16 protein-coding genes and 1 tRNA gene are annotated in these 24,241 nt (G+C 68.6%); 12 read left to right on the top strand and 5 right to left on the bottom strand.

Annotated elements, in window-relative coordinates; genetic code table 11:
* Positions 1-6: 6 nt before the first annotated feature.
* On the bottom strand, positions 7-4,653 hold the full coding sequence (gene gltB / locus ACIBH2_RS29395) for a glutamate synthase large subunit (RefSeq protein WP_397123337.1): 4,647 nt from the start codon (positions 4,651-4,653) through the stop codon (positions 7-9).
* 872 nt (positions 4,654-5,525) lie between these two features.
* Here gltB and ACIBH2_RS29400 point away from each other — a divergent pair.
* Both ACIBH2_RS29400 and ACIBH2_RS29405 read left to right on the top strand, forming a co-directional pair.
* On the top strand, positions 5,526-7,475 hold the full coding sequence (locus ACIBH2_RS29400; protein ID WP_397123339.1) for a DUF4407 domain-containing protein: 1,950 nt from the start codon (positions 5,526-5,528) through the stop codon (positions 7,473-7,475).
* 44 nt (positions 7,476-7,519) lie between these two features.
* Complete coding sequence (locus tag ACIBH2_RS29405; protein ID WP_397123341.1) at positions 7,520-7,822, top strand: hypothetical protein; 303 nt, start codon at positions 7,520-7,522, stop codon at positions 7,820-7,822.
* Between the two features lie 51 nt (positions 7,823-7,873).
* On the opposite strand, the gene ACIBH2_RS29410 is transcribed toward ACIBH2_RS29405, so the two are convergent.
* Positions 7,874-9,457, bottom strand: a complete 1,584-nt coding sequence (locus ACIBH2_RS29410; RefSeq protein WP_397123343.1) for an MFS transporter — start codon at positions 9,455-9,457, stop codon at positions 7,874-7,876.
* Between the two features lie 106 nt (positions 9,458-9,563).
* Here ACIBH2_RS29410 and ACIBH2_RS29415 point away from each other — a divergent pair, with 106 nt between their 5' ends.
* The 5 genes from ACIBH2_RS29415 to ACIBH2_RS29435 all read left to right on the top strand — a co-directional run bounded on the left by ACIBH2_RS29415 (position 9,564) and on the right by ACIBH2_RS29435 (position 14,445).
* Positions 9,564-10,124, top strand: coding sequence for a TetR/AcrR family transcriptional regulator (locus ACIBH2_RS29415; protein WP_397123345.1), 561 nt, complete (start codon positions 9,564-9,566; stop codon positions 10,122-10,124).
* Between the two features lie 63 nt (positions 10,125-10,187).
* Positions 10,188-11,060 carry a hypothetical protein gene (locus tag ACIBH2_RS29420; protein WP_397123347.1) on the top strand — a complete coding sequence of 291 codons (873 nt, stop codon included), beginning with the start codon at positions 10,188-10,190 and terminating at the stop codon, positions 11,058-11,060.
* Complete coding sequence (locus ACIBH2_RS29425; protein ID WP_397123349.1) at positions 11,057-12,166, top strand: DUF4129 domain-containing protein; 1,110 nt, start codon at positions 11,057-11,059, stop codon at positions 12,164-12,166. Before ACIBH2_RS29420 ends, ACIBH2_RS29425 begins: the two co-directional genes overlap by 4 nt.
* Entirely contained in the window at positions 12,142-13,146 is a 1,005-nt protein-coding gene (locus tag ACIBH2_RS29430) for an AAA family ATPase (protein ID WP_397123351.1), read from the top strand. The genes ACIBH2_RS29425 and ACIBH2_RS29430 overlap by 25 nt, the downstream gene beginning before the upstream one ends.
* Positions 13,147-13,149: 3 nt before the next feature.
* Positions 13,150-14,445: a DUF58 domain-containing protein gene (locus ACIBH2_RS29435; protein ID WP_397123353.1), complete on the top strand. Its 1,296-nt coding sequence runs from the start codon at positions 13,150-13,152 to the stop codon at positions 14,443-14,445.
* A gap of 53 nt (positions 14,446-14,498) precedes the next feature.
* On the opposite strand, the gene ACIBH2_RS29440 is transcribed toward ACIBH2_RS29435, so the two are convergent.
* The gene (locus ACIBH2_RS29440; RefSeq protein ID WP_397123355.1) at positions 14,499-15,314 is read right to left on the bottom strand and encodes an RDD family protein; all 816 of its coding nucleotides are present in this window, start codon (positions 15,312-15,314) and stop codon (positions 14,499-14,501) included.
* Between the two features lie 272 nt (positions 15,315-15,586).
* Here ACIBH2_RS29440 and ACIBH2_RS29445 point away from each other — a divergent pair, with 272 nt between their 5' ends.
* Positions 15,587-16,633 (top strand): stage II sporulation protein M, encoded by a 1,047-nt coding sequence (locus ACIBH2_RS29445; protein WP_397123357.1) that lies wholly within the window; start codon positions 15,587-15,589, stop codon positions 16,631-16,633.
* A gap of 603 nt (positions 16,634-17,236) precedes the next feature.
* Here the strand turns inward: ACIBH2_RS29445 and ACIBH2_RS29450 are convergent.
* Both ACIBH2_RS29450 and ACIBH2_RS29455 read right to left on the bottom strand, forming a co-directional pair.
* Positions 17,237-18,673, bottom strand: a complete 1,437-nt coding sequence (locus tag ACIBH2_RS29450; protein WP_397123359.1) for a hypothetical protein — start codon at positions 18,671-18,673, stop codon at positions 17,237-17,239.
* 195 nt (positions 18,674-18,868) lie between these two features.
* Positions 18,869-18,954, bottom strand: a tRNA-Leu gene (locus ACIBH2_RS29455).
* A gap of 269 nt (positions 18,955-19,223) precedes the next feature.
* Here ACIBH2_RS29455 and ACIBH2_RS29460 point away from each other — a divergent pair.
* The 4 genes from ACIBH2_RS29460 to ACIBH2_RS29475 all read left to right on the top strand — a co-directional run bounded on the left by ACIBH2_RS29460 (position 19,224) and on the right by ACIBH2_RS29475 (position 24,240).
* Positions 19,224-20,612 (top strand): DUF3662 and FHA domain-containing protein, encoded by a 1,389-nt coding sequence (locus ACIBH2_RS29460; RefSeq protein WP_397123361.1) that lies wholly within the window; start codon positions 19,224-19,226, stop codon positions 20,610-20,612.
* Between the two features lie 195 nt (positions 20,613-20,807).
* Positions 20,808-21,275 (top strand): FHA domain-containing protein, encoded by a 468-nt coding sequence (locus ACIBH2_RS29465; protein ID WP_397124247.1) that lies wholly within the window; start codon positions 20,808-20,810, stop codon positions 21,273-21,275.
* On the top strand, positions 21,272-22,771 hold the full coding sequence (locus tag ACIBH2_RS29470; protein WP_397123363.1) for a PP2C family protein-serine/threonine phosphatase: 1,500 nt from the start codon (positions 21,272-21,274) through the stop codon (positions 22,769-22,771). Before ACIBH2_RS29465 ends, ACIBH2_RS29470 begins: the two co-directional genes overlap by 4 nt.
* Positions 22,771-24,240: an FtsW/RodA/SpoVE family cell cycle protein gene (locus ACIBH2_RS29475; RefSeq protein ID WP_397123365.1), complete on the top strand. Its 1,470-nt coding sequence runs from the start codon at positions 22,771-22,773 to the stop codon at positions 24,238-24,240. The genes ACIBH2_RS29470 and ACIBH2_RS29475 overlap by 1 nt, the downstream gene beginning before the upstream one ends.
* The last annotated feature ends 1 nt before the right edge of the window (position 24,241 follow it).

Here is a 24,241-nt window from a genome sequence, read left to right on the forward strand (position 1 = left end):
TTGATGTCAGCCACGTGCGGCCTCCATGATCGCTTCGTCGACATCCCGACCCGACTTCTCGGCCTCGGAGATGGCGAGCAGGACCTTCTTGTACTCGCGCGGCATGACCTTCACGAAGTGGTTCACCTGCTGCGACCAGTCGCTCAGAATGCGTTCGGCCACAGCCGAACCCGTCTCCTCGCGATGGCGCGCGACGATGTCGTGCAGCCAGGTGAAGTCGTCACCGGAGAGCGCCTCGATGGCATCGGCCTGATCGACCGAGACATTCTTCTCGAAGGTGCCGTTCGGGTTGTAGATGTAGGCGACACCGCCCGACATACCGGCGCCGAAGTTGCGGCCGGTCTCGCCGAGGATGACCACCTTGCCGCCGGTCATGTACTCGAGGCCGTGGTCGCCCACGCCCTCGACCACCGCGGTGGCGCCGGAGTTGCGCACGGCGAAGCGCTCGCCCACGACACCGCGAATGAACGCCTGGCCGTTGGTCGCGCCGAACAGGATCACGTTGCCCGCGATGATGTTCTGCTCCGCGACGAAGTCGGCGGGGGCGTCGGCGGAGGGGCGCACGACAATGCGTCCACCCGAAAGGCCCTTGCCCACATAGTCGTTGGCGTCGCCCTGCACGCGCAGGGTGATACCGGCCGGAACGAACGCACCGAAGGAGTTACCGGCGGAACCGGTGAACGTGATGTCGATGGTGTCGTCGGGCAGGCCCGCGCCGCCGTAGAGCTTGGTCACCTCGTGGCCGAGCATGGTGCCGACGGTCCGGTTCACGTTCGTGATCTTGGTTTCGAACTTGACCGGCTTGCCGCGCTCCAGCGCGTCGCGCGCTTGGGTGATGAGCTGGTTGTCCAGCGCCTTGTCCAGACCGTGGTCCTGGGTCTTGGTCTGGCGGCGGTCCTGGTACATGAACGCCGTCTCGACATCGTCGAGGATGGGCGACAGGTCCAGCTTGCTGGCCTTCCAGTGCGCCTTGGCGGCGGTGGTGTCGAGCAGGTCGACCCGGCCGATGGCCTCGTCCAGGGTCCGCAGACCCAGCGACGCCAGCAGCTCGCGCACCTCCTCGGCGATGTAGAGCATGAAGTTCTCGACGAACTCCGGCTTACCGGTGTAGCGCTCACGCAGCACGGGGTTCTGGGTGGCGACGCCGACCGGGCAGGTGTCGAGGTGGCACACGCGCATCATGATGCAGCCCGAGACCACCAGCGGAGCGGTCGCGAAACCGTACTCCTCGGCGCCCAGCAGCGCGGCGATCATGACATCGCGACCGGTCTTCATCTGACCGTCGACCTGCACCACGATGCGGTCGCGCAGACCGTTCAGCAGCAGCGTCTGCTGGGTCTCGGCCAGACCGAGCTCCCAGGGACCGCCCGCATGCTTGAGCGAGGTCAGCGGCGAGGCGCCGGTGCCGCCGTCGTGGCCGGAGATGAGCACCACGTCGGCATGCGCCTTGGACACACCCGCGGCGACGGTGCCGACGCCGGGCTCCGCGACGAGTTTCACGTGAATCCGAGCCTGCGGGTTCGCGTTCTTCAGGTCGTGGATCAGCTGGGCGAGATCCTCGATCGAGTAGATGTCGTGGTGCGGCGGCGGGGAGATCAGGCCCACGCCCGGGGTGGAGTGCCGGACCTCGGCGACCCACGGGTACACCTTGTGCGCCGGAAGCTGGCCGCCCTCACCGGGCTTCGCGCCCTGCGCCATCTTGATCTGGATATCGGTGCAGTTGGTCAGGTAGTGCGCGGTCACGCCGAAGCGGCCGGAGGCCACCTGCTTGATCGCGGACCGACGCCAGTCACCGTTCTCCTCCGGCTCGAAGCGCGCCGGATGCTCGCCGCCCTCACCGGAGTTGGAGCGGCCGCCGAGCCGGTTCATCGCCACGGCGAGGGTCTCGTGCGCCTCGGCCGAGATGGAGCCGTAGCTCATCGCGCCGGTCGAGAAGCGCTTCACGATCTCGCTCGCGGGCTCGACTTCCTCGATCGGAATCGGGTTGCGGCCCTTGGACTTGAACTTGAACAGACCGCGCAGCGAGGCCAGTCGCTCGGACTGGTCGTCCACCATCTTGGTGTACTCCTTGAAGATGGAGTACTGCCCCGAACGGGTGGCGTGCTGCAGCTTGAACACCGTGTCCGGGTTGAACAGGTGGTACTCGCCCTCACGCCGCCACTGGTATTCGCCGCCGATCTCGAGCTCGCGGTGCGCGCGCTCGTTGCGGTTCTCCAGGTAGGCCAGGCGATGGCGGGCGGCGACCTCGTCGGCGATGTCGTCGAGGCCGATACCGTCCAGCGGCGAGCGCAGACCGGTGAAGTACTCGTCGCACAGCGCCTGCGACAGGCCCACGACCTGGAACAGCTGCGCGCCGCGGTAGGAGGCGATGGTGGAGATGCCCATCTTGGACATCACCTTCAGCACGCCCTTGCCCGCGGCCTTGTTGTAGTTGGCGACGGCCTTGCGGAAATCGCTCTCGATGCTGCCGGTGCCGAGCTCCAGCATGCCGCGCTCGAGCATGTCCTCGATGGACTCGAAGGCCATGTACGGGTTGATCGCGGCTGCGCCGAAACCGATCAGCAGGGCCATGTGGTGCACCTCGCGGGCGTCACCGGCCTCCACGACCAGGCCGACCTTGGTGCGGGTGCGCTCGCGCACCAGGTGGTGGTGCACGGCGGCGGTCAGCAGCAGCGACGGAATCGGGGCGAGCTTCTCGTTGGACTCGCGGTCCGACAGCACGATGATGCGCGCGCCGCCGTCGATGGCGGCCGAGACCTGCTTCTGCACGGCCTCGATGGCCTTGCGCAGTCCCTTGCCGCCCTTCTTGACCGGGTACAGGCCGTGCACGACCACCGACCGCAGCTCGGGGCGCGAGCCGTCGTCGTTGATGTGCACGAGCTTGGCCAGCTCGTCGTTGTCCAGAATCGGCTGGGTCAGCGTGATCTGGCGACAGCTGTCGGGGCTCGGGTGCAGCAGATCGCCCTCGGGGCCGATCATGCTGCGCAGCGAGGTGACCACCTCTTCGCGGATGGCGTCCAGCGGCGGGTTGGTGACCTGCGCGAACAGCTGCGCGAAGTAGTCGAACAGCAGGCGAGAACGGTTGGACAGCACCGCGATCGGCGTATCCGTACCCATCGAGCCCAACGCCTCGCCGCCGGTCTTGGCCATCGGCGCGAGCAGGATGTTCAGCTCTTCGGTGGTGTATCCGAAGATCTGCTGGCGAATGAGCACGCGGTCGTGCGACATGTGCTCGTGCGGGCGGTCGGGCAGATCGCTCAGCTTGACCGGGCCCTCGTCCAGCCACTCCTGGTACGGGTGCTCGTTGGCGAGCTCGTTCTTGATCTCGTCGTCGCCGATGATGCGGCCCTGCGAGGTGTCCACCAGGAACATGCGGCCGGGCTGCAGACGCGCCTTCTTGACCACCTTGGCGGGGTCGATGTCGAGCACGCCGACCTCGGAGGCCATGACGACCAGGCCGTCCTCGGTGACCCAGATGCGGCTGGGGCGCAGACCGTTTCGGTCCAGCACCGCGCCGACGACGGTGCCGTCGGAGAAGCACACCGACGCCGGGCCGTCCCACGGCTCCATGAGGAAGGAGTGGTAGCGGTAGAACGCGCGCTGCGCGGCGTCCATGGACTCGTGGCGCTCCCAGGCCTCCGGGATCATCATGAGCACGGCGTGCGGCAGGCTGCGGCCGCCCAGGTGCAGCAGTTCCAGCACCTCGTCGAAGCGCGCGGTGTCGGACGCGCCCGGGGTGCAGACCGGGAAGATCTTCTCCAGGCGGTTGTTGCCCTCGGAGTCGATGCCGAACTTGTCGGACTTGAGCAGCGCCTCGCGCGCCCGCATCCAGTTCTCGTTACCGGTGACGGTGTTGATCTCGCCGTTGTGCGCGACGCGGCGGAACGGATGCGCCAGCGGCCACGACGGGAAGGTGTTGGTGGAGAAGCGGGAGTGCACGATGCCCAGCGCGGACTCGACGCGGTCGTCCTGGAGGTCCAGGTAGAACGCGCGCAGCTGCGGGGTGGTGAACATGCCCTTGTAGACGAAGGTCTGACCGGACAGGCTCGGGAAGTACACCGACTCCTTGCCGGTGCTGCCCGCGCCCGCGCCCGCCTTGCCGAGTTCGTGCTCGATGCGCTTGCGCACGACGTAGGCGCGGCGCTCCAGGTCCATGCCCGCGAGCTGCTCGGCGCCGTCCTTCGGCGAGGCGATGAAGATCTGCCGGAACGTCGGCATGGCATCGCGCGCCAGCGCGCCCAGCGACGATTCGTCGATCGGCACCTCGCGCCAGCCGAGTACCTCGAGGCCCTCTTCGCGGACGATCTTCTCGACGCCGTAGGCGGCGCGCGCGGCTTCGCGGCGGGCCTGCGGGAGGAAGGCGATACCGGTCGCGTACGAGCCCTCGGCGGGCAGCTCGAAATCGACGATCGCACGGAAGAACTTGTCCGGGAGCTGGATCAGGATGCCCGCGCCGTCGCCGGAGTTCGGCTCGGCTCCGGCAGCACCACGGTGCTCCAGGTTCAGCAAGGCCGTAATAGCCTTGTCGACAATGTCGCGGCTGCGACGGCCGTGCATGTCGACGACGAATGCGACACCACAGGCGTCGTGTTCGTTCGCCGGATCATAGAGCCCGCGGGGTCCAGGGGACCTGTGGCCGGGAAGTTGCGTCATGCCTCTGCCTTCACAAAAAACAGGCCTTCGAAGAATGCGGCCTTCGTCGAACGCCTCCGTCAGACTGCGCCCGTACGTTTCGGAGACCAGCGGCGCTGATGGTCATACCGTGCAGTCAACTCTCCAGTTGTCCACCCGCTTCGAATACCTAATCGGGTGCTCGGCGGTAACCCAGTGCTTACGCATCGGCTACCTACCGCGCCGTTTCCGCCCTTTAGTCTGGGGACCGGTCAGGTCCCAGGCCATATGAGCGAAATGCCGAACTTGTGGCGTTCGGCGTAAGAGCAAACGATAAGTCAGGACTCGAGCCCAACCAACTTAGGTTGCACTAATAACAGTGTCTAGCTGGGCTTCTTCATCGATCCTCCACTACCTGCGCGTTCTCCAGTGTAAAGCAGCCGAGCAGCATCGTTTCAGTCGAGTTCGCCACTGCCGTCCGCGTGGGTAGGGATTGCCCCGGACCGGCTCGCTCGAGTCCGGGAACGGCCTCTCACCTGCATCGAATCAGGTTTCCCCACAGGGACTTCGGATAAACCGGACGTAAGGTGGCTAACTCTCCGGAGGGCCCCGGCAGTTCGTGAGACCCGCTGGGAGATAAGGATTCGCAACGTTCCGACCGTACGGAATCGTTTCCAGTTTGTGCGATTTGGCACACGGTCAGCTAACTGTGAATATGCGCCAAGTCACATTTCCCGAGGTAGACGGGAGTGACGAAGGGCACGAAACGTGCCCGAAACTCGCCACTGTGAGCCTGGCCACAACCCCCGCGGCCCGCTCGGTGGAACCAGGTCCGGCCTGTCACGCTGAGACAACGAACAAGCGACAGTTTCGCCATGCCGAAACACCCTGGGACTTAGAGGATGTGAGATCCCATGACCGCACACGACATCCCTGAGCCGCACGTTTCCGCCGAGTCCGGCGAGTCGGAATCCTCCTCCGCGCAGCCGACGGCGACCCCGGGTTCGAACACTTCTCTCTCCTCGCGGATCTCGGACGCGACCGCCTCGGGAGCGGCCCTGCTCACCTGGCTCGGCGGCGGCGATTCCCACCTCACCGACCGGCACGAACGCTCGGGTTATGCGCTGACCGGGGCGGTTGTGGCGCTGTTCGCGGCCGTCGCCGGAGGCGTCACCGCCCTGGCGACCGGAGCCGCCGGGTGGCCGCTGTTCGCCGTCGTCGTGAGCGCGCTGGCCGCGACCCTGTTGATGGGGGCCGTCGCGCGCGCCCTGGCGACCGCGCCCACGCCCGCGCGCAATGAAACACGCCGTCGCCGAGCGGAATTCGGTGGGCGTGTCGCGGTCGCGGTCCTGGCCGGGGTCATCATCGCCGAATTGGCCGCCACCGCGCTGTTCGGCGGCACCGTGGACCGGCTGCTGGACGAAACGGCAAGGCGGGACACCGAATCCGTGTCCAGCGTGGTCGGGGCGCGCGACGAACTCGACCGGGCGCGTGGCGATCGCGCGGCGCTCGACCAGCAGATCGCGCAGGCCAAGACCGATGTCGACACCGCCCTCGTGATCGCGCGCTGCGAATTCAACCCCGCTCAGGACTGCCAGCGGGCCCCGGTCACCGGGGTGCCCGGGCGCGGTCCGGAGGAGCGCACCGCCAACGAGATGCTCACCGACGCGCGCAACCGGCTGACCACGGCCGAAGGACGGATCGAAGCGCTCGACGCGCGCGTGCGCGACAAGGAGCAGGCCCTCACCGACGCGCGCACCGCCGCCTACACCGAGGGCGACCGCGGACTCGGGGCGCGCTGGGTGGCCATGAACGACCACACCACCTCGCACGGCGGCGCGCTGGCGCTGCGCCTCGGCGTCATCGCGCTCACGGTGCTGCTGGCCCTGCTGCCGCTGCTGCTGCGCCGGTGGCGCGGTGAGACCTCCTACGACCGGCGGGTGGCCTTCCGGACCGAGACCGACCGGGTCGAGCAGGAGGCCGCGACCGCCATCGCCCAGGAGCGCGCCGAGACGCGAGTGCAGGTCGAGAAGCTGCGCAACGAACAACACGTCACCGCCGCCCGACTGGCCGCGCACGCCGATACCGCCATCGATCGGGAACAGCAGCGCAAGCGGATCATCGCCGCCATCGGTGGCCTGGAGATCGGCATCACCGAATCCGGCCGCCGCGCGGTGAGCGAATTCGACCGCGCCGCACTGGAAGACGCGCGGTCGCTGGAACTACCGGCCGGAGTTCCGGTCGGCGACGAGAAGTCCCAGGAGGGGAATGTGACCCAGTCGCCCAATCTGCCCGCCCAGATCGTCCCGGGAGTCGTGGCTCCGACCGGCGGCGCGCTCGCACCGGCGGGCTCCGCCGCACAGCCGGTCCCCGGGAAATCCGGTGGCGGACTGGAACTCCCGATCATCGGCACGGTCCCCTTCACCGATACCGCGGCCCGCTGGATCCGCCCGCTGGTCCCCTCCTTCGTCGCCAATGCCATCGACACCGCGACCCATCCGCTGCGCACGGTGCGGCAGGCCTTCGAGGAGGCCGAGGAGATCACCTTCACCCTCAAGCGCACCCGCAAGGTGACCGTCGACTCCCAGGATTCCGCCGCCCAGCAGGCCTACGTCCAGCAGGGCGGCTACCAACTGCCGCCGGGTGCGCAGCAGTCCTACGGCCAGCGCGTCGCCGCGACCGCCGTCGATCCTCGGCATCAGGGCTACGCGCCCGGGTATTCGGCGCTGCCGCAAGGGCAGTACGTCGACCACGGCTATGGACTGCCCGCCACGCCGGAGCAGGGTGAGCTGTCCGGCCGTCAGGATCGCGCGCTCGAATACCGAGGGCCGCGCGAGCTGCCGCCGGGCAAGAATGAGGGATAGACGAACCCTAGCCTTATACGTATACGAGTACGTATAATCGCTCCATGGATCCGATCAGTCTCATCGTCGGTGCCGGGCTGGTCGGCGTCGGCTGGGTTGTCGGCCGCTTCGGCCATCGGATGGCGCGTGGTAAGGCCGAGGGCACTAGTCCGGCGCTGTGCGGATGTGGGCACGATCTGTCCCTGCACGATCGCAAAGCCGGGGAGTGCCATGCGGAGTACCGGCGGAAATCGCCGTGGGGGTACAAGGAGTGGGCTCGGTGCGGATGCCGTCACTACACCGGGCCGACACCGCTCGAGGAGCTGTTCCCGACACCGCTGCTACCGCCGCTGAACGACCCGCGCTGACCGTCGGTCTCGCGAAAAGGCCCCGGCCACAGCGTGACCGGGGCCGGGGGGCTACTTCGCCGAGCGGCTGGCGGCGGCGCGGTAGGCGACGTAGGCCGATGCCAGCAGGATCACCGTGGTGCCGGTGGCCGCCAGGTGGATACCGGTGACGAACGCCGAGTGCGCCGAGTCCAGCAGCGCCGTGGCCGCGGAATCCGGTAGGCCGCGGGCGGCTTCGACCGCGCCGCCCAGGGATTCGCGGGCCGCGTCGGCATTGGCCGACGGCACCGTGGACAGATCCAGCCCGTGGCGGAAGACCGCCATCACCACGCTGCCGAGGACCGCCACGCCCAAGGCGATACCGCCCTCCAACGCGGTTTCGGAGATCGCGGCCGCGTTTCCGGCGCGCTCGGCGGGGGCGGAGCTGACGATCAGATCGGCCGAAACCGTCAGCGCCACACCGACACCCGCGCCGATGAGCAGGAAGCCCAGCACGAACGGGGTCACCGACGCCGTCGGATCGGCGCGCAGCAGCCAGAACAGCATGGCACCGGCCGCCGAGAGGATCAGCGCACCGCACAGCGCGTGGATCGGGCGGAAGCGGGCGACCAGCCAGGCCGCGCCCAGCGAACCGGCCATACTGCCGAGTGTGCCGGGGATGAGCAGCAGACCCGCCTCGAGGGGAGCCTTGCCGAGCACCAGCTGAAGGTACTGCGAACCGAAGAACAGCACACCCGCCAGGGCGAAGATCGACAGCAGGTTGGTCAGCACCGCCGCGCGGAAGGGCGGCAGGCGGAACAGGTCGAGGTCCAGCAGCGGCGCGGCCAGCCGACGCTGGCGACGCATGAACGCGATACCGGCCAGCACACCGATCACGGCCGCGACCAGCACGCCCGCGCTCGCGCCATGGGCGGCGAGTTCCTTGACCGCGTACACGATCGGAATCAGCGCCAGCATGGACAGACCCGCACTCGCCAGATCGAAGCGGCCCGGATTCGGATCCCGCGACTCCGGCACCAGTACCGGGCCGAGTACCACGAGCAGCGCCATGACCGGCAGGTTCACCAGGAATACCGAACCCCACCAGTAGTGCTCTAGCAGCCAGCCGCCCAGTAGCGGACCGAAGGCCGCACCCGAACCGGCCATCGCGCCCCAGACCGAGATCGCGAGGGTGCGCTGTTTCGGGTCGGCGAACATGCTTCGGATCAGGCCCAGCGTGGCGGGCATGAGCGTCGCACCCGCGATGCCCTGCAATACGCGTGCGGCAATGAGCATTTCGGGATTGACGGCCCAGGCGGCGACGGCCGAGGCGATACCGAATCCGGCCGCGCCGACGAGCAGCAGCCTGCGGCGGCCGATGCGGTCGCCGAGCGTGCCCATGGTGATGAGCAGACCGGCCAGCACGAACGAGTAGACGTCGATGATCCACAGCAGCTGCGGCGTGGTCGGGGCCAGATCGGCGCTGATCGCCGGGACGGCGAGGTCGAGCACGGTGGCGTCGACCGAGACCAGCAGCAGTGCCAGTGCCAGCACCGCAAGACCGCCCCAGGTCCGCGCGGTCGCGCGCTGGGGTGTGGCATCCGCGGGGACGTCGGCCGTGTTGACGGGTCCCGAGACAGGGTTCGGGCCGGACCGGGCATTGGCGTGCGTGGGCATTTCCTTCTCGACTTTCGGGCGCTGTGAGCTACCGATGAAACAACGGCTTTCAACCGTCCAGACGGTACAGTAACAGATTAACCGTCCAGACGGTACAGTGATTACCGTGACAACTACTCGCGACCGGGCGGGCACCCGCGACCGGATTCTGGACGCGCTGGAGACGCTGCTACTGGACAAGGGCCTGTCCCAGGTGACGCTGGAGAGCGTCGCCGCGACGGCGGGCGTCTCCAAGGGCGGTCTGCTCTACCACTTCAAATCCAAGGACGCCCTGCTCGCCGGGCTGGTCCGCCGCCTCGGCGAGCGCGCCGACCAGCAGCTGAGAACCGCTGTCGAACAAGGCAAATCGGTGGCCGAGTGGTACCTGCAGAGCCCGCACCCCGACAACGAGTCCGACGCCCTCGAGCTCGCCCTCTACCGCTCCATGCTCGCCGCCATGCGCACCGTCGACGGCCCGCAGGACACCGACGAGGACGAGGTGGACCGGGCCCTCACCGATGTCATGGACAGCTGGAAGACCGCCTTGGACAACGAGTTCCAGGATCCCGTCCAGGCCGAGATCGTCGCCCTGGTCGGTGACGGCCTCTACCTGCGCGCCCTGCTCGGCCAGCCGCCGGGCGATCCCGAGCTGTACCGCCGCGTGGTGGCTCGCCTGCTCGGCCGCTGACCCGTCGGCGAGCCCCGCGAAACAACGGGCGACCGAAGCGCCCGCTGCCGATAGACTCACCCCGTGTTGCCAGCCGCCGACCACGTCGGTCCGCCGAGCGGCGCGGGGGTGGAGTCGATGCCCGATGCGCCGGTACCGATCCGGCCCATGCAGTTACGTGAACTGTTGGACCGGCCGTTCGGCGTGGTACAGGCGCGAATCAAACCCTTGGCGGCCATGGCCGGGGCTGGTGCGGCGGTCGCCGCGGTCATCGCGTTCGGCGTCACGGCGCTGGTCTCGCTGGCCACCGGGGATTCGGATCTGGCCGTCGCCGTGGCGGCCGTTCTGACCAGCCTGCTCTGTGCGTGGTTGCTGCGCTTGTACATTCGCGGCGTCAGCACCGCCGTCGCGCTGTCGGTGGTGCACCGGCAGCCGCTCGGCTGGCGCGCGGCCCTGCGTCGCGTGGCCGCGCGGCTCGGACCGCTGGCGCTCTATCAGACCAAGTACACGCTGATCGGGATCGGCGTGCTGGCGTTGGGCACCCCGCTGATGATCACGCTGCCGTTGGCGGTCATCTGGCTGGGCTCGCTGCGGGCGCGTCGATATCCGACAGCGGCGATCGTCTTCGAGGAGTCCGCCAGCGCTCGGGTCGCGACGCAGCGGTCGAAAACCCTTGTGTCCGGCGCGGAATGGCAGCTGGTCTGGGTCTGGCTGTACCTGCGCGCGCTGTTCGTGATGCTGCTCCTGCCGCTGGTGCTGTTCCAGGACGTGGTCGCCGATATCACCGGCACACAGCGCTGGACCGTCACCGCGCTGATCATCACCGCCGTCATGGGCGTGGTCGCCTTCGCCGAAACCATCGAATCCGCGACCCAGGTGGTCGTCTACGTCGACCGCCGCTGCCGCCGCGAAGCCTGGGACATCCGCATTCCGCGAGCCGGTGGAGGGGTGCGATGACCGGACCGAACGACCACAACGGGCATCCGGCCACCGGCCCCGCATCACAGGACATCGCTCCTCCGCCACCGCGACTGGGCCCGGCCGCCGCGCACCTCGCCGCCGCCGAACAGGCCGCGCACCGCCGGGATTTCGGCACCGCGCTGCGGGAGCGCTTCCGCGCGGTCACCCGCGGGCTCGAACAGCGCGGGGTCTTGGAGGTGCGGCGCGCCCGCACCGCGCGCGTCACCGCCCAAGACGCCACCGTCGCGCTCGGGGAACGCGGTGAACTCGCCGATCCCACCGAACTGGCTTCGGCGGCATACAGTTTCGACGAGGTCGTCTACGGCGGGCGACCGGCCACCGAGGCGGAGTACCGGCACCTGGAGCGCGCCGATCGGTTCTCCGTCGCCCCTGCGCCGCCCGACGAGCCGGAGGAGATCACCGAGAAGCGGCGCAAGCGCGCGAAGACGGTGCGCAAGCGTGAGCTGAAGCTGCCGACGACACCGGACCTGTTGCGGGACTGGCGCTTCTGGGCGGTGATCGCGGGCGTGATCGGCGTGGCGCTACTGACCTACGTCCTGATCTCGATCTCGGTACCGAAACCGCCGCAGCCCCCGGACATTCCGGATATGCCGCCGCCCCCGACCTACGAACCGCCACCCACCCGGGACCCCATCGACATTCCGCCACCGGAATTCGGCGAGGGCCGCGAGTCCATCTTCGAAAGCGGCGGCTGGATCGCGTTCGCCGGATTGCAGTGGGCCATCGCCTGGGTGGTCGTGCTGTGGTGGCGGGGCCGCCGCCGCGGCAGCGTGGTGGCCGAACCGCTGCCCGTGGAGGCACCGGCCAACGAGGTGCTCAGCGGACAGGCCGGGCTGTACCGCAAATCCCGCGACTACGACCACGTGGCGACCAAACTGCGCTCGGCCACGCTGCGGCGGCTGCGGCCCGCCCTCGGCCTCACCGCCGACACCACCCCCGACCGGGTGCTGGCGGCCATCGCCGCCCGCAGCGGCGCGGACCCGGCCCTGGCCGCCGCCGCCCTGCACGACCCGGTCACCGATCGGGCAACGCTGGAACTCGTTGCCGCCCAACTCGAATGGATCGAAGCGGAGGTCCTGTGACCACAGTGGACAAAACCCACACCCCGACCGCCGAGGAGGCGCAGCAGGCGCTGTTGGCCCTGCGCGCCGAGATCGGCAAGGCCGTCGTCGGCAACGACACCGCCGTCATGTACCTGGTGCTGGCACTGCTGTGCCGCGGCCACGTACTGCTCGAAGGCGTTCCGGGAGTGGCGAAGACGCTGTTGGTGCGATCCCTGGCCACCGCACTCGATCTGGAGCACGCGCGCATCCAGTTCACTCCCGACCTCATGCCCGGCGATGTCACCGGTTCGCAGATCTACGATCCGCACTCGGCCGAGTTCACCTTCCGGCGCGGACCGGTCTTCACCAATCTGTTGCTCGCCGACGAAATCAACCGCACCCCACCGAAAACCCAGTCGGCGCTGCTGGAATCCATGGAGGAGCGCCAGGTTTCGGTGGACGGCGTACCGCAGCCGCTGCCCGATCCCTTCGTGGTGATCGCCACCCAGAACCCCATCGAACAGGAGGGCACCTACCCGCTGCCGGAGGCGCAGCTGGACCGGTTCCTGTTCAAGGTGGACGTCCAATTGCCCAGCCGCGACGACGAATTCCGGATTCTGCAACGGCACGCGGCCGGATTCGATCCGCGCGATCTCGTCGCGGCGGGGCTGCGGCGGGTGGCCGGGGCGGCGCATCTGAAGGCCGCGCGCGAGGCCGTCGCACAGGTCACCATCAGTCCGGAGGTGCTGGCCTACACGGTGGACATCTGCCGGGCGACGCGCACCTCCCCCGCCGTCGCGCACGGGGCCTCCACCCGTGGCGCGACCGCCCTCATGGCGGCCGCGCGGGCCTTCGCCTGGCTCAACGGCCGCGGCTACACCACACCCGACGATGTGAAAGCCGTTGCGACCGCGGTACTTCGGCATCGGCTGCAGCTGCGGCCCGAACACGAGGTGGAGGGTGTGACGGCCGAGGGCGTCATGGCCTCGCTGCTGCTGTCCGTCCCCGTCCCGGTGTAATCGATGGTCGTCACCGGCCGGTTGGCCCTCGTCGCGGCGGCCGCGGCGCTGTTCGTCACCTTCGTGCTGCCGACCTGGCCGGGGGTGCTGCTGGCGACCGCCGTGCTGGTCGCGCTGGCACTGATCGATATCGGGCTGGCCGGGTCGGCCGAGCACCTCGAGATGTCGCGCCAACCGCTGACGACGGTGCGCACCGGGCGCGGCATCGAGGTGGAATTGACTGTGCTGAACCGGGGTTCGCGCACCGTGCGCGGCCGGGTTTGGGACGACTGGCCCGCCAGCGCGCGGGCCGTGCACCGCGGCCACGACCTGCGGCTGCCCGCCAACACCCGGGTTCGCTTCCACACCGAACTCACACCCGCCTACCGGGGCGACCGCGTCGCCGGGCCGGTGACGGTGCGGCTGCTCGGGCCCCTCGGGATGGCGGGACGACAGACGCGCCGCGTGGTTCCGGCCCGCCTGCGCGCGCTGCCGCCCTTCCACAGCGAGCGCCTGCTCGCCTCGAAAGTCCAACGGCTGCAACATATGGAGGGCCGCAACACCACCACCATTCGCGGGCAGGGCACCGAATTCGACTCCTTCCGCGAGTACGTGGTCGGCGACGATGTGCGCACCATCGACTGGCGCGCCACCGCCCGCGCCTCCGACGTGCTGGTGCGCACCTGGCGGCCGGAGCGCAATCGGCACGTGGTGCTGCTGTTGGACACCGGTCGGGTGAGCGCGGGCCGCGTCGGCGACGGCACCCGGCTCGACGCCATGATCGAGGCGGCGCTGCTGCTCGGCGGGTTGGCCGCCGCCGGTGGCGACACCGTGGACCTGTTCGCCTACGACCGGGAGATCCGCACCGAGGTGCGCGGGGTGGGCGGAAAACGGTTGCAGTACAAGCTCATGCACGCCCTCGCCGGGGTCACCCCGCAGCTGGTCGACACCGACTTCCAGGGGCTCATGCGCACCACCCTGCAACGCGCCCGACGTCGCAGTCTGGTCGTCTGGTTCACCCACCTCGACGCCGCCACCGTGCAGGAGGGCCTGCTGCCCGTCCTCCCGGTCCTCACCCGCCGTCACCGAGTACTCATCGTCTCGGTCACCGATCCGGATGTCGCGGCCGCCACGACCCGCCGCACCGGCGTCGCAGACCTCTACGCCGCCGCCGCGGCCGAGAACATAGTCGCCGAACACGCCTTGGCCCGGGAAACCTTGCGACGCACCGGGGTCCGGGTGATCGCGGAGCCACCGGCCCTCCTGCCGGAGGCGCTCGCGGACGAGTATCTGGAGCTCAAACAGACCGGCGCGCTGTAGATCGGCGCGCGGAGGTGCCGCCCGGCACGGCGGAGCGTGATGCGGGCGGTCCGCTACGGGAGAGTGGCGACGGTCGGACGCTCGAAAGGCGCGCCGTGCGGCAGCGGCATATTCGGCGGTGCGGGCGGCGGCGGGAGTACCCGACGTTGCCGCTCGGCCAGCACCGCGGCGAGCAGATGCATCGGCGGGTAGCCCGGCGGGACAGGCATTTTCAGTTCGCCGCAGACGGCCTCGAGCAGCAGCTCCCCGAACTGCTGCTGGGCGGCGGGGGTCAACTGCGGGAAGCGCAGCAGATAGCGGCGCACGGCCAAGGCGAGTTCGTCGGAGAGCCGGGTGACATCCACCTGGCGTACCCAGCCCATGAGCCACGGCGGCGGCACCGTCAGACCGACATACGGTAGTCGCGCCTGGGAATGCACCACCACGGTGCCCGCGAGGATATCGCCGACCCGACGGGCGTTCGGGGAGCACAGTGACACCAGAATGGCGATCACCCCGGTCCCCAGCATCCAGAAGTCCACGATGCCACCCAGCGCGCGGGTGAGCGCGTGCTTGACGCCGATCGGCCCGCCGTCGGCGCGCACCACCCGCAGCCCGAGCGCCATCTTGCCGACGGTCCGTCCGCGCGTGAGAGTTTCGAGCACCGCCGGATAGCCGATGATCACGCTGACCAGGATGATCACCAGCGCGGCGTCCTCCCAGGCGGAGTCCGCCCGCGCCGCGGCCAGAACGCCCTCGGCGAGGAAGATCAGCGCCGTACCGCCGACCACTTGCAGCGCCAGGTCGATGAGGAACGCGGCGGCCCGGGTCGGGATCCGCGCGACGGGCAGCTCGACGGCGACCGCCTCACCCGTGGTGAACAGTGCCATGGACTCCCCCCTTCCCTTCGCATACTGAGCGCTGAGTCGGCCTCTGTGTCCGCGTGCCACAGTAGGTGCCGAACCGATTACGGACGTACCCGGTAAGTCGCCTCGACCCTACGAGATCCGTTGTCACCGATCCAGCCCTCACCCCGCTTCCGACTCGCCCCCGGCGACCGGGTGGTGAATTGCCGTGGTGGCGAGGCGGTCTCGTGCGCGGCCGATATCTGTCGGCCGCGCTGGATAGCATCTACCCAGCCGCGGGCACAGGAGGGGAATCGATGGATCTGGACGTGTACGCCTTCGTCCACAGGCGATCCTGGGATCGGCTCGACCAGCTCGCCACGCAGCGCCCGCGGCTGAGCGGGGCGGAGGCCGACGAATTGGTGCGGCTGTATCGCCTCACCTCCCAACAGCTCGCCCGATTGCAGACGCTGGAGGCGGACCCGGAGCTCATCGTTGGACTCTCCGCGATTCTCACCCGGGCGCGCGGGCGAGTGCTGAGCGCCGAGGGCGATACGGTCCGCGAGATCGGCCGGTTCTTCACCGAGGTGTTTCCGGCGGCCGTGTACCGCGCCTGGAAGTGGTGGGTGGGGGTCGGCGCGGTCTTCGTACTGGGCGCGACGGCACTGGCGATTTGGGTGGACCAGTCCTCGTACGCCAGACGGACTCTCGGCCTACCCGAGTACGCGCCCGAATTGACCGGTCCCGGCGGAGCCTTCGAGACCTACTACTCCGAACATCCGCACGATGCCTTCGCCGCGCAGGTGTGGACCAACAATGCCTGGGTGGCGGCGCTGGCCCTGTTCACCGGTTTCCTCATCCTGCCCGCCGTCTTCGTGCTGGCCATGAACGCGGTGAATCTGGGCATCAGTGCCGGGCTGATGGCGCACGCCGATCGCCTGGACTCGTTCTTCACCTTCATCCTGCCGCACGGAATGCTGGAGCTGACGGCCATTTTCGTGGCGGGCGGCGCGGGTCTGAAGCTCGGCTGGACACTCGTCGACCCGGGCCGGGAGAGTCGGGTCAAGGCCCTGGCCCGGCAGGGCCGCGCCACCGCCGTCATCGCGGTCGGCCTGACCGTCGTGCTGTTCATCTCCGGACTCATCGAAGGCTTCGTCACCCCCAGCGACCTACCCGCGGCCCTGCGCATCGCGGTGGGAGCCCTGGCCGAGTTGGCGTTCCTGGTCTACGTCTTCGATCTCGGACGGCGCGTGGTGCTGGCGGAGGAGGCGTCCGAGCACATCGCGGGCAATCCGGGCGCGCCGGGACTGGAACCGGCTGCGGGGAAAGGCACTTCGACCTCGGCGGCAACCGCCGGAATTTGATTTCCACTGGCCGCAGCGAGTCCAGCTCAGCTGCGGCCAGCGTTACCGTCAACTCTACACAATCGTTATGCCGACGCAACCCTCGACACGGATCGCGAGCGTATAAGGCGACCAGGCGAAACGGACACTGCCCGAGTGGAATCCGACAAGATCGCTAATTTCCAGCTTCCGACTTTTCGCACCGTCCGTGACCGTCTCGAAACCCGCGCGCCGCAACTCTCACGCGACCGCCGAGACCGTTCCGATTGGTATGCGATGTGAACTCGATCCGAACGTTTGCACCGTTTCGGACGAAACGGCTTTCATAACTCGGACAACCCGTGTTCATCTGGCGTTTTCCTGGATTCGGCCGCCATTGCCAGCAATTCGCCCGTTTCGAAACAAACTCGAAGTTGGTTTAGAACGGCTACCCCCAAACCTGCATCCGGGAAAACCCCGAGAAAAGGTGTCCGATACCGCGCGGGGGCGGCGGCGAGCAATCGAATTTCGCTCTCACCGACCCCCCTCGCACCCATCCGCCGCCGCCCGGCAACGCCGCCACCGGGGCCCACGCGCGGTACCTGCGATCTTCGTCACATTCGGGCGGCGACCTGGGCTTTCGCCTCAGCCGCCAATGCGGACGACGCCGGTCGTGGTGCCCTGGAGCACGCCCGCGGACGGCATCAGCAAGGGTGAGGTCTGCAACGGATCGGAGACCACCGTCGGCGGCAGCCCCCGATCGCTCACCACCGCCCCGGTACTCGGATCCACCACCGTGAACGCGTAGCCGTCGAGCGGGGTCGTGACCGGCAGGCCGACCCGGGTGACCGTATAGAGCAGCCCGTCCCCCGCCGCCAGGTGCGGCACCGCGGCACTGCGCACCGTGTTCTCCCAGACGGTGCGGCAGCCGCTGTCGTCCACATCGACCCGGGTCATCCCGCCGACGAAGAGAGCCGAGGCGGGTACCGCGGGCCCGGCCCCCTCGGGCACCGCCGGATACGGATAGCCGTAGGTGGAGGCCACGAACACCGAACCGCCGAGGCCGACGGGCGAATTCTCACTGCCCGCCCCACCTCGCGTCAGCACCGGCCGCGAACAGACGAGTTCGCCACCGCCGGAACGGAATACCAGCAGCTTCACCTGACCGTCGGCATTGTCGACGATGGTGAGGTAGTCGGCCCCGGTCCGAGGACCGAAGTAGGTGGGCGTGGATCCGGTCCCCCAGGACAGCTGTCCGGGCTTACGCGCCGAGCCCCGGTCGTAGACCGCCCGCCACAGCTGGCGCGGTCGGCCCGAATCCTCGGCCTCGAATTCGTAGAGCGCGTGCGTTGTCGCCACCGCGACCCGGCCGCTGGGCGCGGACGAAATACTGTTGGCCACTTGCTCTCCGGCGGGCAGGGCCAGGGTGGCGACCGAACCCCCCGGCGTCACCGTCCCCACCAATCCCTTGGCGGTCGCGAACCAGACATTGCCGTCCCAGTCCGGCACCAGACCGGTGACGCTGTCGCCGTCCGGGATCGCGGCGGAGAGGTCCACCGAGGACACCGCCTTCAGTTCCCAGCGCCCGGAGGCATTGCGCTCGTGGCCGATTCGCAGCAGGGTCCGCGAACCGTCCACGACGACCAACCGGTCCGCGTTGTCCAGGTAGGCATACACCCCGCCCAGCAGTCCGCCACGGGTCAATTCCAGCCGCGCCAGCGACCCGTCCACCGGCAGCGCCGCCTCCGGGTCGATGAGATGGACCACGGGCGCGCGGTTCGTGATCGCCGTGCACAGCGCCACCACCAGACCGTCGGAGCCCTGCAACAGCGTCGGGCACGCCGAGGCCAACGGATACGCGCCCCGGAACCGCGCCTCCGAGCCCGGCCCCGCGTACGGCACGGCATCGGACGATCCCGCGTCCCCGTGCATGGTCGCGGTGCCCACCGGTCCCAGATGCGGATTCGGTTCCGCGAACGGCCCCCATCCGGGTGCCGCCGCACCCGTCCCCGCGGTCAGAACCCCTACCAGCCCGACAGTCAGCAGCCCCAATGCCGACCGTCCAATTCTCCGAGCGATCACAGCCGCCGATCCTGCCGCACCCATACCGACCAGTCGTGCATTACGCCACTCGGGATTCGAACAGTGGGACTGGGACTGGACATCCTTGCGGGACAAGGGGTTCGAAACTGGGCAGTTGAGTAACCAATCCGGCAAGGACAGCTGCCCGAATACGACGAAAGGCTCGATCCGAATTTGGATCGAGCCTTTCGCAGCTGGTGGGCGAGGGGGGACTTGAACCCCCACGTCCTTACGGACACTGGCACCTGAAGCCAGCGCGTCTGCCATTCCGCCACTCGCCCGAGCGACGTGAAAAAGTTATCACGGGGTACACCCTAAAACGAAATCGCCTGGTTACCGGCCGGAGACACCTGTGGGAACCCGGCGGCTTCGCCAAGAGTTACAGGTGTGGACGATCGTGGATATCATGCAATCACCGTGTCCCTACGGCGACACGCCCTACCCGCGTGTCGCCGTATCGGACAAACCGCGCATGCCACGGTGTCTACACAGACCACGACACCAGGAACGCTCATCACTCGAGGGGCGTCATGACCCGGGAGGAGGGGCGATGGGCATCGTTTCGCGATTCGAGCGTCGCCTCCAGGGAGCTGTCGGGGATGTCTTCGCGCGCGTATTCGGCGGCAGCGTCGTACCCCAGGAGGTCGAGGCGGCGCTGCAGCGCGAGGCCACCGATCAACTCCAGGAACTCGACGGTGGGCATCTGTTGGCTCCCAACAGTTACATCATCACCATCAACGAGTCGGACCTGCGGCAACTCGACGCCGACCACGAACTCACCACCCGCGCGTTCGCCAAACATCTGCAGGATCACATACGCGAACAGGGTTGGCAGACCTACGGCGAAGTGCACGTGGCATTCGAGCCATCACCTACGCTGCACACCGGACAGTTCAGAACTCGCGGCCGGGTCGATCCGGACGCGGGCCGTCGGACCGGCCCTCCACCGGGATCTGAACGACCACAACGACCCGCACACCCGCAACCAGGAGCTGGCCCCATGACGCAGAACTCAGGCTACGACCCCAGCCGTGACGCCGCGGAGTCCGATCCACGCAGCCGCGGGTACGCACCCCCGCCAGCCGGGGGAGCTCCCGGGCAGCAGGGTGGCTACCGCGACGATTACGGGCACGGCGGTCAGCCGGGCTACGCCGATCAGGGCGGCTACGGCGACTATCAGAACGGCTACGACCAGGCCGGATACGGGCAGCAGGGCTACGGCCAGCAGGGCGGCTACGACCAGCAGGCATACGGCCAGCAGCCCGGCTACGACCAGGCCTACGGGCAGCAGCAGGGCGGCTACGACCAGGGCTACGCCGACCCGGGTTACCAGCAGGGCTACGACCAGGGTTACGCGCCGCAGCCGGGGTACGACCAGCAGCCTGGCTACGACCAGGCGTACGGCCAGCAGCAGGGCGGCTACGACCAGGGCTACGGCCAGCAGGGCGGCTACGGCGACCAGGCCTACGGCAACGACCAGGCGTACGGGCAGCAGGGCTACGCGCAACAGGGCTACGCCGACCCGGGGTACGAGCAGGGCGGCTACGCGCCCGACGACCAGTACGGCCAGCAGGGCTACGGCCAGCAGCCCGGCTACGGCCAGCAGGGCTACGGGCAGCAGGCTCCGGCCGCGCCCGCGCACAGCGGCTCCAGCTACAGCGCGACCCTGCAACTCGACGACGGCAGCGGCCGCACGTATCAGTTGCGTGAAGGTTCCAACATCATCGGCCGCGGCCAGGACGCGCACTTCCGGCTGCCCGACACCGGTGTCTCGCGCCGCCACATCGAGGTGCGTTGGGACGGTCAGACCGCCATGCTCTCGGACCTCGGTTCGACCAATGGCACGCTGGTCAACGGCTCGCCCGTGCAGGATTGGCAGCTCGCGGACGGGGATGTCATCCGCGCCGGACATTCCGAGATCCTGATCCGGATCGTCTGATCCCGTAAGCTCGCGAAGCAGGTCACGATATGGCGCGAGAATCCTCGGTCGTATCGTGATCGCAACCGGTCCACGGCCCTATGATGCTGCCAACACTCACGCGGGCGGCGGTAGTCGGCCGGGCCGACCCAGGCACACCGGTTGGGGGTCGACGAACCGTACCTACAAACACGGTCGAACAGGAGGTGGAGCACCGTGCAGGGACTGATCCTGCAATTGACCCGTGCGGGGTTCCTGCTGTTGTTGTGGCTGTTCGTGTGGGCGGTGCTCCGGACCTTGCGCAGCGATATCTACGCGGCATCCGGCATCAGGGTCGCGCCACGGGCCTCGAGCGGTTCCGCGGTGCTCCCATCGTTTCGCCGGGGCCAGAAGGGCGCCAAATATCTCGTGGTGACTCAGGGCTCTCTCGCCGGTACCCGCATCACACTCGGCTCACAGCCGGTGCTGATCGGACGGGCCGACGATTCCACGCTGGTACTCACCGACGACTACGCTTCCACCCGCCACGCGCGCCTGTCGCCGCGTGGTGAGGACTGGTACGTCGAGGACCTCGGTTCCACCAATGGGACCTACCTCGATCGCGCGAAAGTCACCACGCCGGTGCGGGTTCCGCTCGGCACTCCTGTCCGTGTCGGCAAAACAGTGATCGAGCTGCGATCGTGACACTTGTTCTCCGCTACGCAGCGCGCAGCGACCGCGGTCTCGTACGCGCCAACAACGAGGACTCCGTCTACGCGGGTGCGCGCCTGCTCGCGCTCGCCGACGGAATGGGCGGCCACGCCGCCGGTGAGGTCGCCTCACAGCTGATGATCGCCGCGCTGGCGCATCTCGACGACGACGAACCGGGCGACGATCTGCTCGGCAAGCTCGATCGCGCGGTGCGCGAGGGCAATGCCGCCATCGCCGACCAGGTCGAGGAGGAGCCGGAACTCGACGGCATGGGCACCACGCTCACCGCCATCCTGTTCGCAGGCAAGAAACTCGGCCTCGCCCACATCGGCGACTCGCGCGCCTACATGCTCCGCAATGCCGAGCTGACCCAGATCACCCGCGACGACACCTTCGTGCAGTCGCTGGTCGACGAGGGCCGGATCACGCCGGAGCAGGCGCACACACATCCGCAGCGCTCGCTCATCATGCGCGCGCTCACCGGCAACGAGATCGAGCCGACCCTCATCGTGCGCGAGGCCCGCGCCGGAGACCGCTATCTGCTGTGCTCCGACGGCCTCTCCGATGTGGTCAGCGACGAGACCATCTGCAACACCCTGCGCGAGGGCAGCACCGACGAGGCGGCCGACCGGCTCATCGAATTGGCCCTGCGCAGCGGCGGTCCCGACAATGTGACCGTCGTCGTGGCCGATGTGATCGACCTCGACTACGGGCAGAGCCATCCGATCGTCGCGGGCGCGGCCTCCGGCGAGGACGAGGACACGCCGCCGCCGAATACCGCCGCCGGACGGGCCGCCGCCATGCGCCCGCCGCGCGCCGCGCCGAGACGCGCCGTGCAGCAGTCGGAGCCGGAACCGGAGCGCAAGAGCCACAAACTGCGCTGGGGACTGTTGGCGCTGGCCCTGATCGTCGCCATCGGCGCGGGACTCACGGTGGGCTACAACATGATTCGCGGCAACTACTACGTGGGCGCGGACGGCGACCGGGTGGTGGTACTACGCGGGCTGCCCGGTTCGGTGCTGGGCTACTCCATCAACGATGTGGACCAGGTCGGCTGCGTCACCCGCAACGGTGATCTGTCCCTGGTCTCCCCCGGCGCCGAATTCCCCTCCGGCTGCCGCGAATTGAAGCTCACCGATCTCAAACCCACCGGCCGCGACTCCGTCGACAAGGGGCTGCCGCCGGGCTCGCGCGAGGAGGCCGTGCGGCAGATGCAGTCGCTGGCGCAGCGAGAACTGCTGCCGCCCTGCGAGAAGCCCGCACCGCCGACCACGCCGACCGACCCCAATCAGCCGCCCGCCTCGGGCGCGCCCACCACGACGGGCACCCCCGCTCCCACCACTCCGACGGAGACCCAGACGGTTCCCGGTGCCGAGCGCACCGGTGAGGAACGGCCGCTGGAGAACCGCAACCAGACCCAGACGAGCGCCCCCGTCACCACCACCCAGGCCCCGCAGATCGCGGGCCAGAACTGCAGGGTGGCGGACTGATGTCCGCACCGGCACCACCGTCCGCTGGGGCCTTTCCCAGTCCCCCGGGCGGATTCGCTCCCCCGCCGCCGCCGTCCACCCGGCGCAATGTCGAGCTGATGCTGCTCGGCCTGGCCGCGCTGATCACCACGGTGGCCCTGGTGTTGGTGGAGGCCAGCCAGGAACAGCCGATCAGCTGGGATATCGCCAAGCTCGGCCTGGCGTACCTGGCGCTGTTCGGGGTCGCGCACCTGGCGGTGCGGCGCTTCGCGGCCTTCGCCGACCCGGTGCTACTACCGATCGTGGCCCTGCTCAACGGCCTCGGACTGGTGCTCATCCACCGCCTGGACCTGGCCGACGAACAGGACGCGCTGTTCAACTCCACGTCCATCCCCTCCCCCGACGCCAACCAGCAGGTGCTGTGGACGGGGTTGGGGATGGTGGTGTTCATGGGCCTGCTCATCGCGCTGCGCGACTACCGCACGCTGGCCCGGTTCGCCTACACGCTCGGCCTCATCGGCCTGATCGCCCTCGCCATCCCGGCGCTGCTGCCGGACCGCTTCTCCATGGTCAACGGCGCGAAGATCTGGATCCGCCTGCCCGGATTCAGTTTGCAGCCGGGCGAATTCGCGAAACTGCTGCTGATCGTCTTCTTCGCCGGTGTGCTCGTCGCCAAGCGCGATCTGTTCACCGCCGCGGGCAAGCACGTCTTCGGCCTGGAACTGCCGCGCGCCCGCGACCTGGGTCCGATCCTGGTCGTCTGGATCGTGTGCATCGGCGTACTGGTGGTCGAGAAGGATCTCGGCACCTCGCTGCTCATCTTCGCCACCGTGCTGGTGATGCTCTACATCGCCACCGAGCGGGTGGGCTGGCTGGTCATCGGCGGCGGCCTGCTCGCCATCGGATTCCTGTTCGCCTACAACGCCTTCGGGCACGTCCGGGTGCGCGTGGAGACCTGGCTGCACCCGTTCGACGATTACAACAACACCGGCTACCAGATCTCCCAGTCGCTGTTCGGACTCGCCACCGGCGGGCTCGCGGGCACCGGCCTGGGCAGCGGGCGGCCCTCGCAGGTGCCCTTCGCCAAGACCGACTTCATCGTCACCACCGCGGGTGAGGAGCTCGGGCTGATCGGCCTGACCGCCCTGCTCATGCTGTTCACCATCCTGGTGGTGCGCGGGCTGCGCACGGCGCTGGCGGTGCGCGACAGCTTCGGCAAGCTGCTGGCGGCCGGACTTTCCTTCACCATCGCCGTGCAGGTGTTCGTGGTGGTCGGCGGTGTCACCAAACTGATTCCGCTGACCGGTCTCACGACGCCGTTCGTCTCCTACGGCGGTTCGTCACTGTTGGCCAACTACGCACTGCTGGGGCTGCTCATCAAGATCTCCGACGCGGCGCGCGCGCCCGCTCCGGCTCGCAAACGCGCCCCCGAACCCATTGCCGACGCCCCCACCCAGATGGTGCGGCGACCGGCCCAGGGCGGTGCCTGAT

It is taken from the genome of Nocardia sp. NPDC050406 (genome assembly GCF_044459025.1).
Lineage (GTDB): Bacteria > Actinomycetota > Actinomycetes > Mycobacteriales > Mycobacteriaceae > Nocardia.

Excerpts from the sequence above, each read along its gene's own strand:
- gltB (WP_397123337.1), bottom strand. The coding sequence starts at position 4,653 with ATGACGCAACTTCCCGGCCACAGGTCCCCTGGACCCCGCGGGCTCTAT.
- ACIBH2_RS29400 (WP_397123339.1), top strand. The coding sequence starts at position 5,526 with ATGACCGCACACGACATCCCTGAGCCGCACGTTTCCGCCGAGTCCGGC.
- ACIBH2_RS29405 (WP_397123341.1), top strand. The coding sequence starts at position 7,520 with ATGGATCCGATCAGTCTCATCGTCGGTGCCGGGCTGGTCGGCGTCGGC.
- ACIBH2_RS29410 (WP_397123343.1), bottom strand. The coding sequence starts at position 9,457 with ATGCCCACGCACGCCAATGCCCGGTCCGGCCCGAACCCTGTCTCGGGA.
- ACIBH2_RS29425 (WP_397123349.1), top strand. The coding sequence starts at position 11,057 with ATGACCGGACCGAACGACCACAACGGGCATCCGGCCACCGGCCCCGCA.
- ACIBH2_RS29430 (WP_397123351.1), top strand. The coding sequence starts at position 12,142 with ATGGATCGAAGCGGAGGTCCTGTGACCACAGTGGACAAAACCCACACC.
- ACIBH2_RS29435 (WP_397123353.1), top strand. The coding sequence starts at position 13,150 with ATGGTCGTCACCGGCCGGTTGGCCCTCGTCGCGGCGGCCGCGGCGCTG.
- ACIBH2_RS29440 (WP_397123355.1), bottom strand. The coding sequence starts at position 15,314 with ATGGCACTGTTCACCACGGGTGAGGCGGTCGCCGTCGAGCTGCCCGTC.
- ACIBH2_RS29445 (WP_397123357.1), top strand. The coding sequence starts at position 15,587 with ATGGATCTGGACGTGTACGCCTTCGTCCACAGGCGATCCTGGGATCGG.
- ACIBH2_RS29460 (WP_397123361.1), top strand. The coding sequence starts at position 19,224 with ATGGGCATCGTTTCGCGATTCGAGCGTCGCCTCCAGGGAGCTGTCGGG.
- ACIBH2_RS29475 (WP_397123365.1), top strand. The coding sequence starts at position 22,771 with ATGTCCGCACCGGCACCACCGTCCGCTGGGGCCTTTCCCAGTCCCCCG.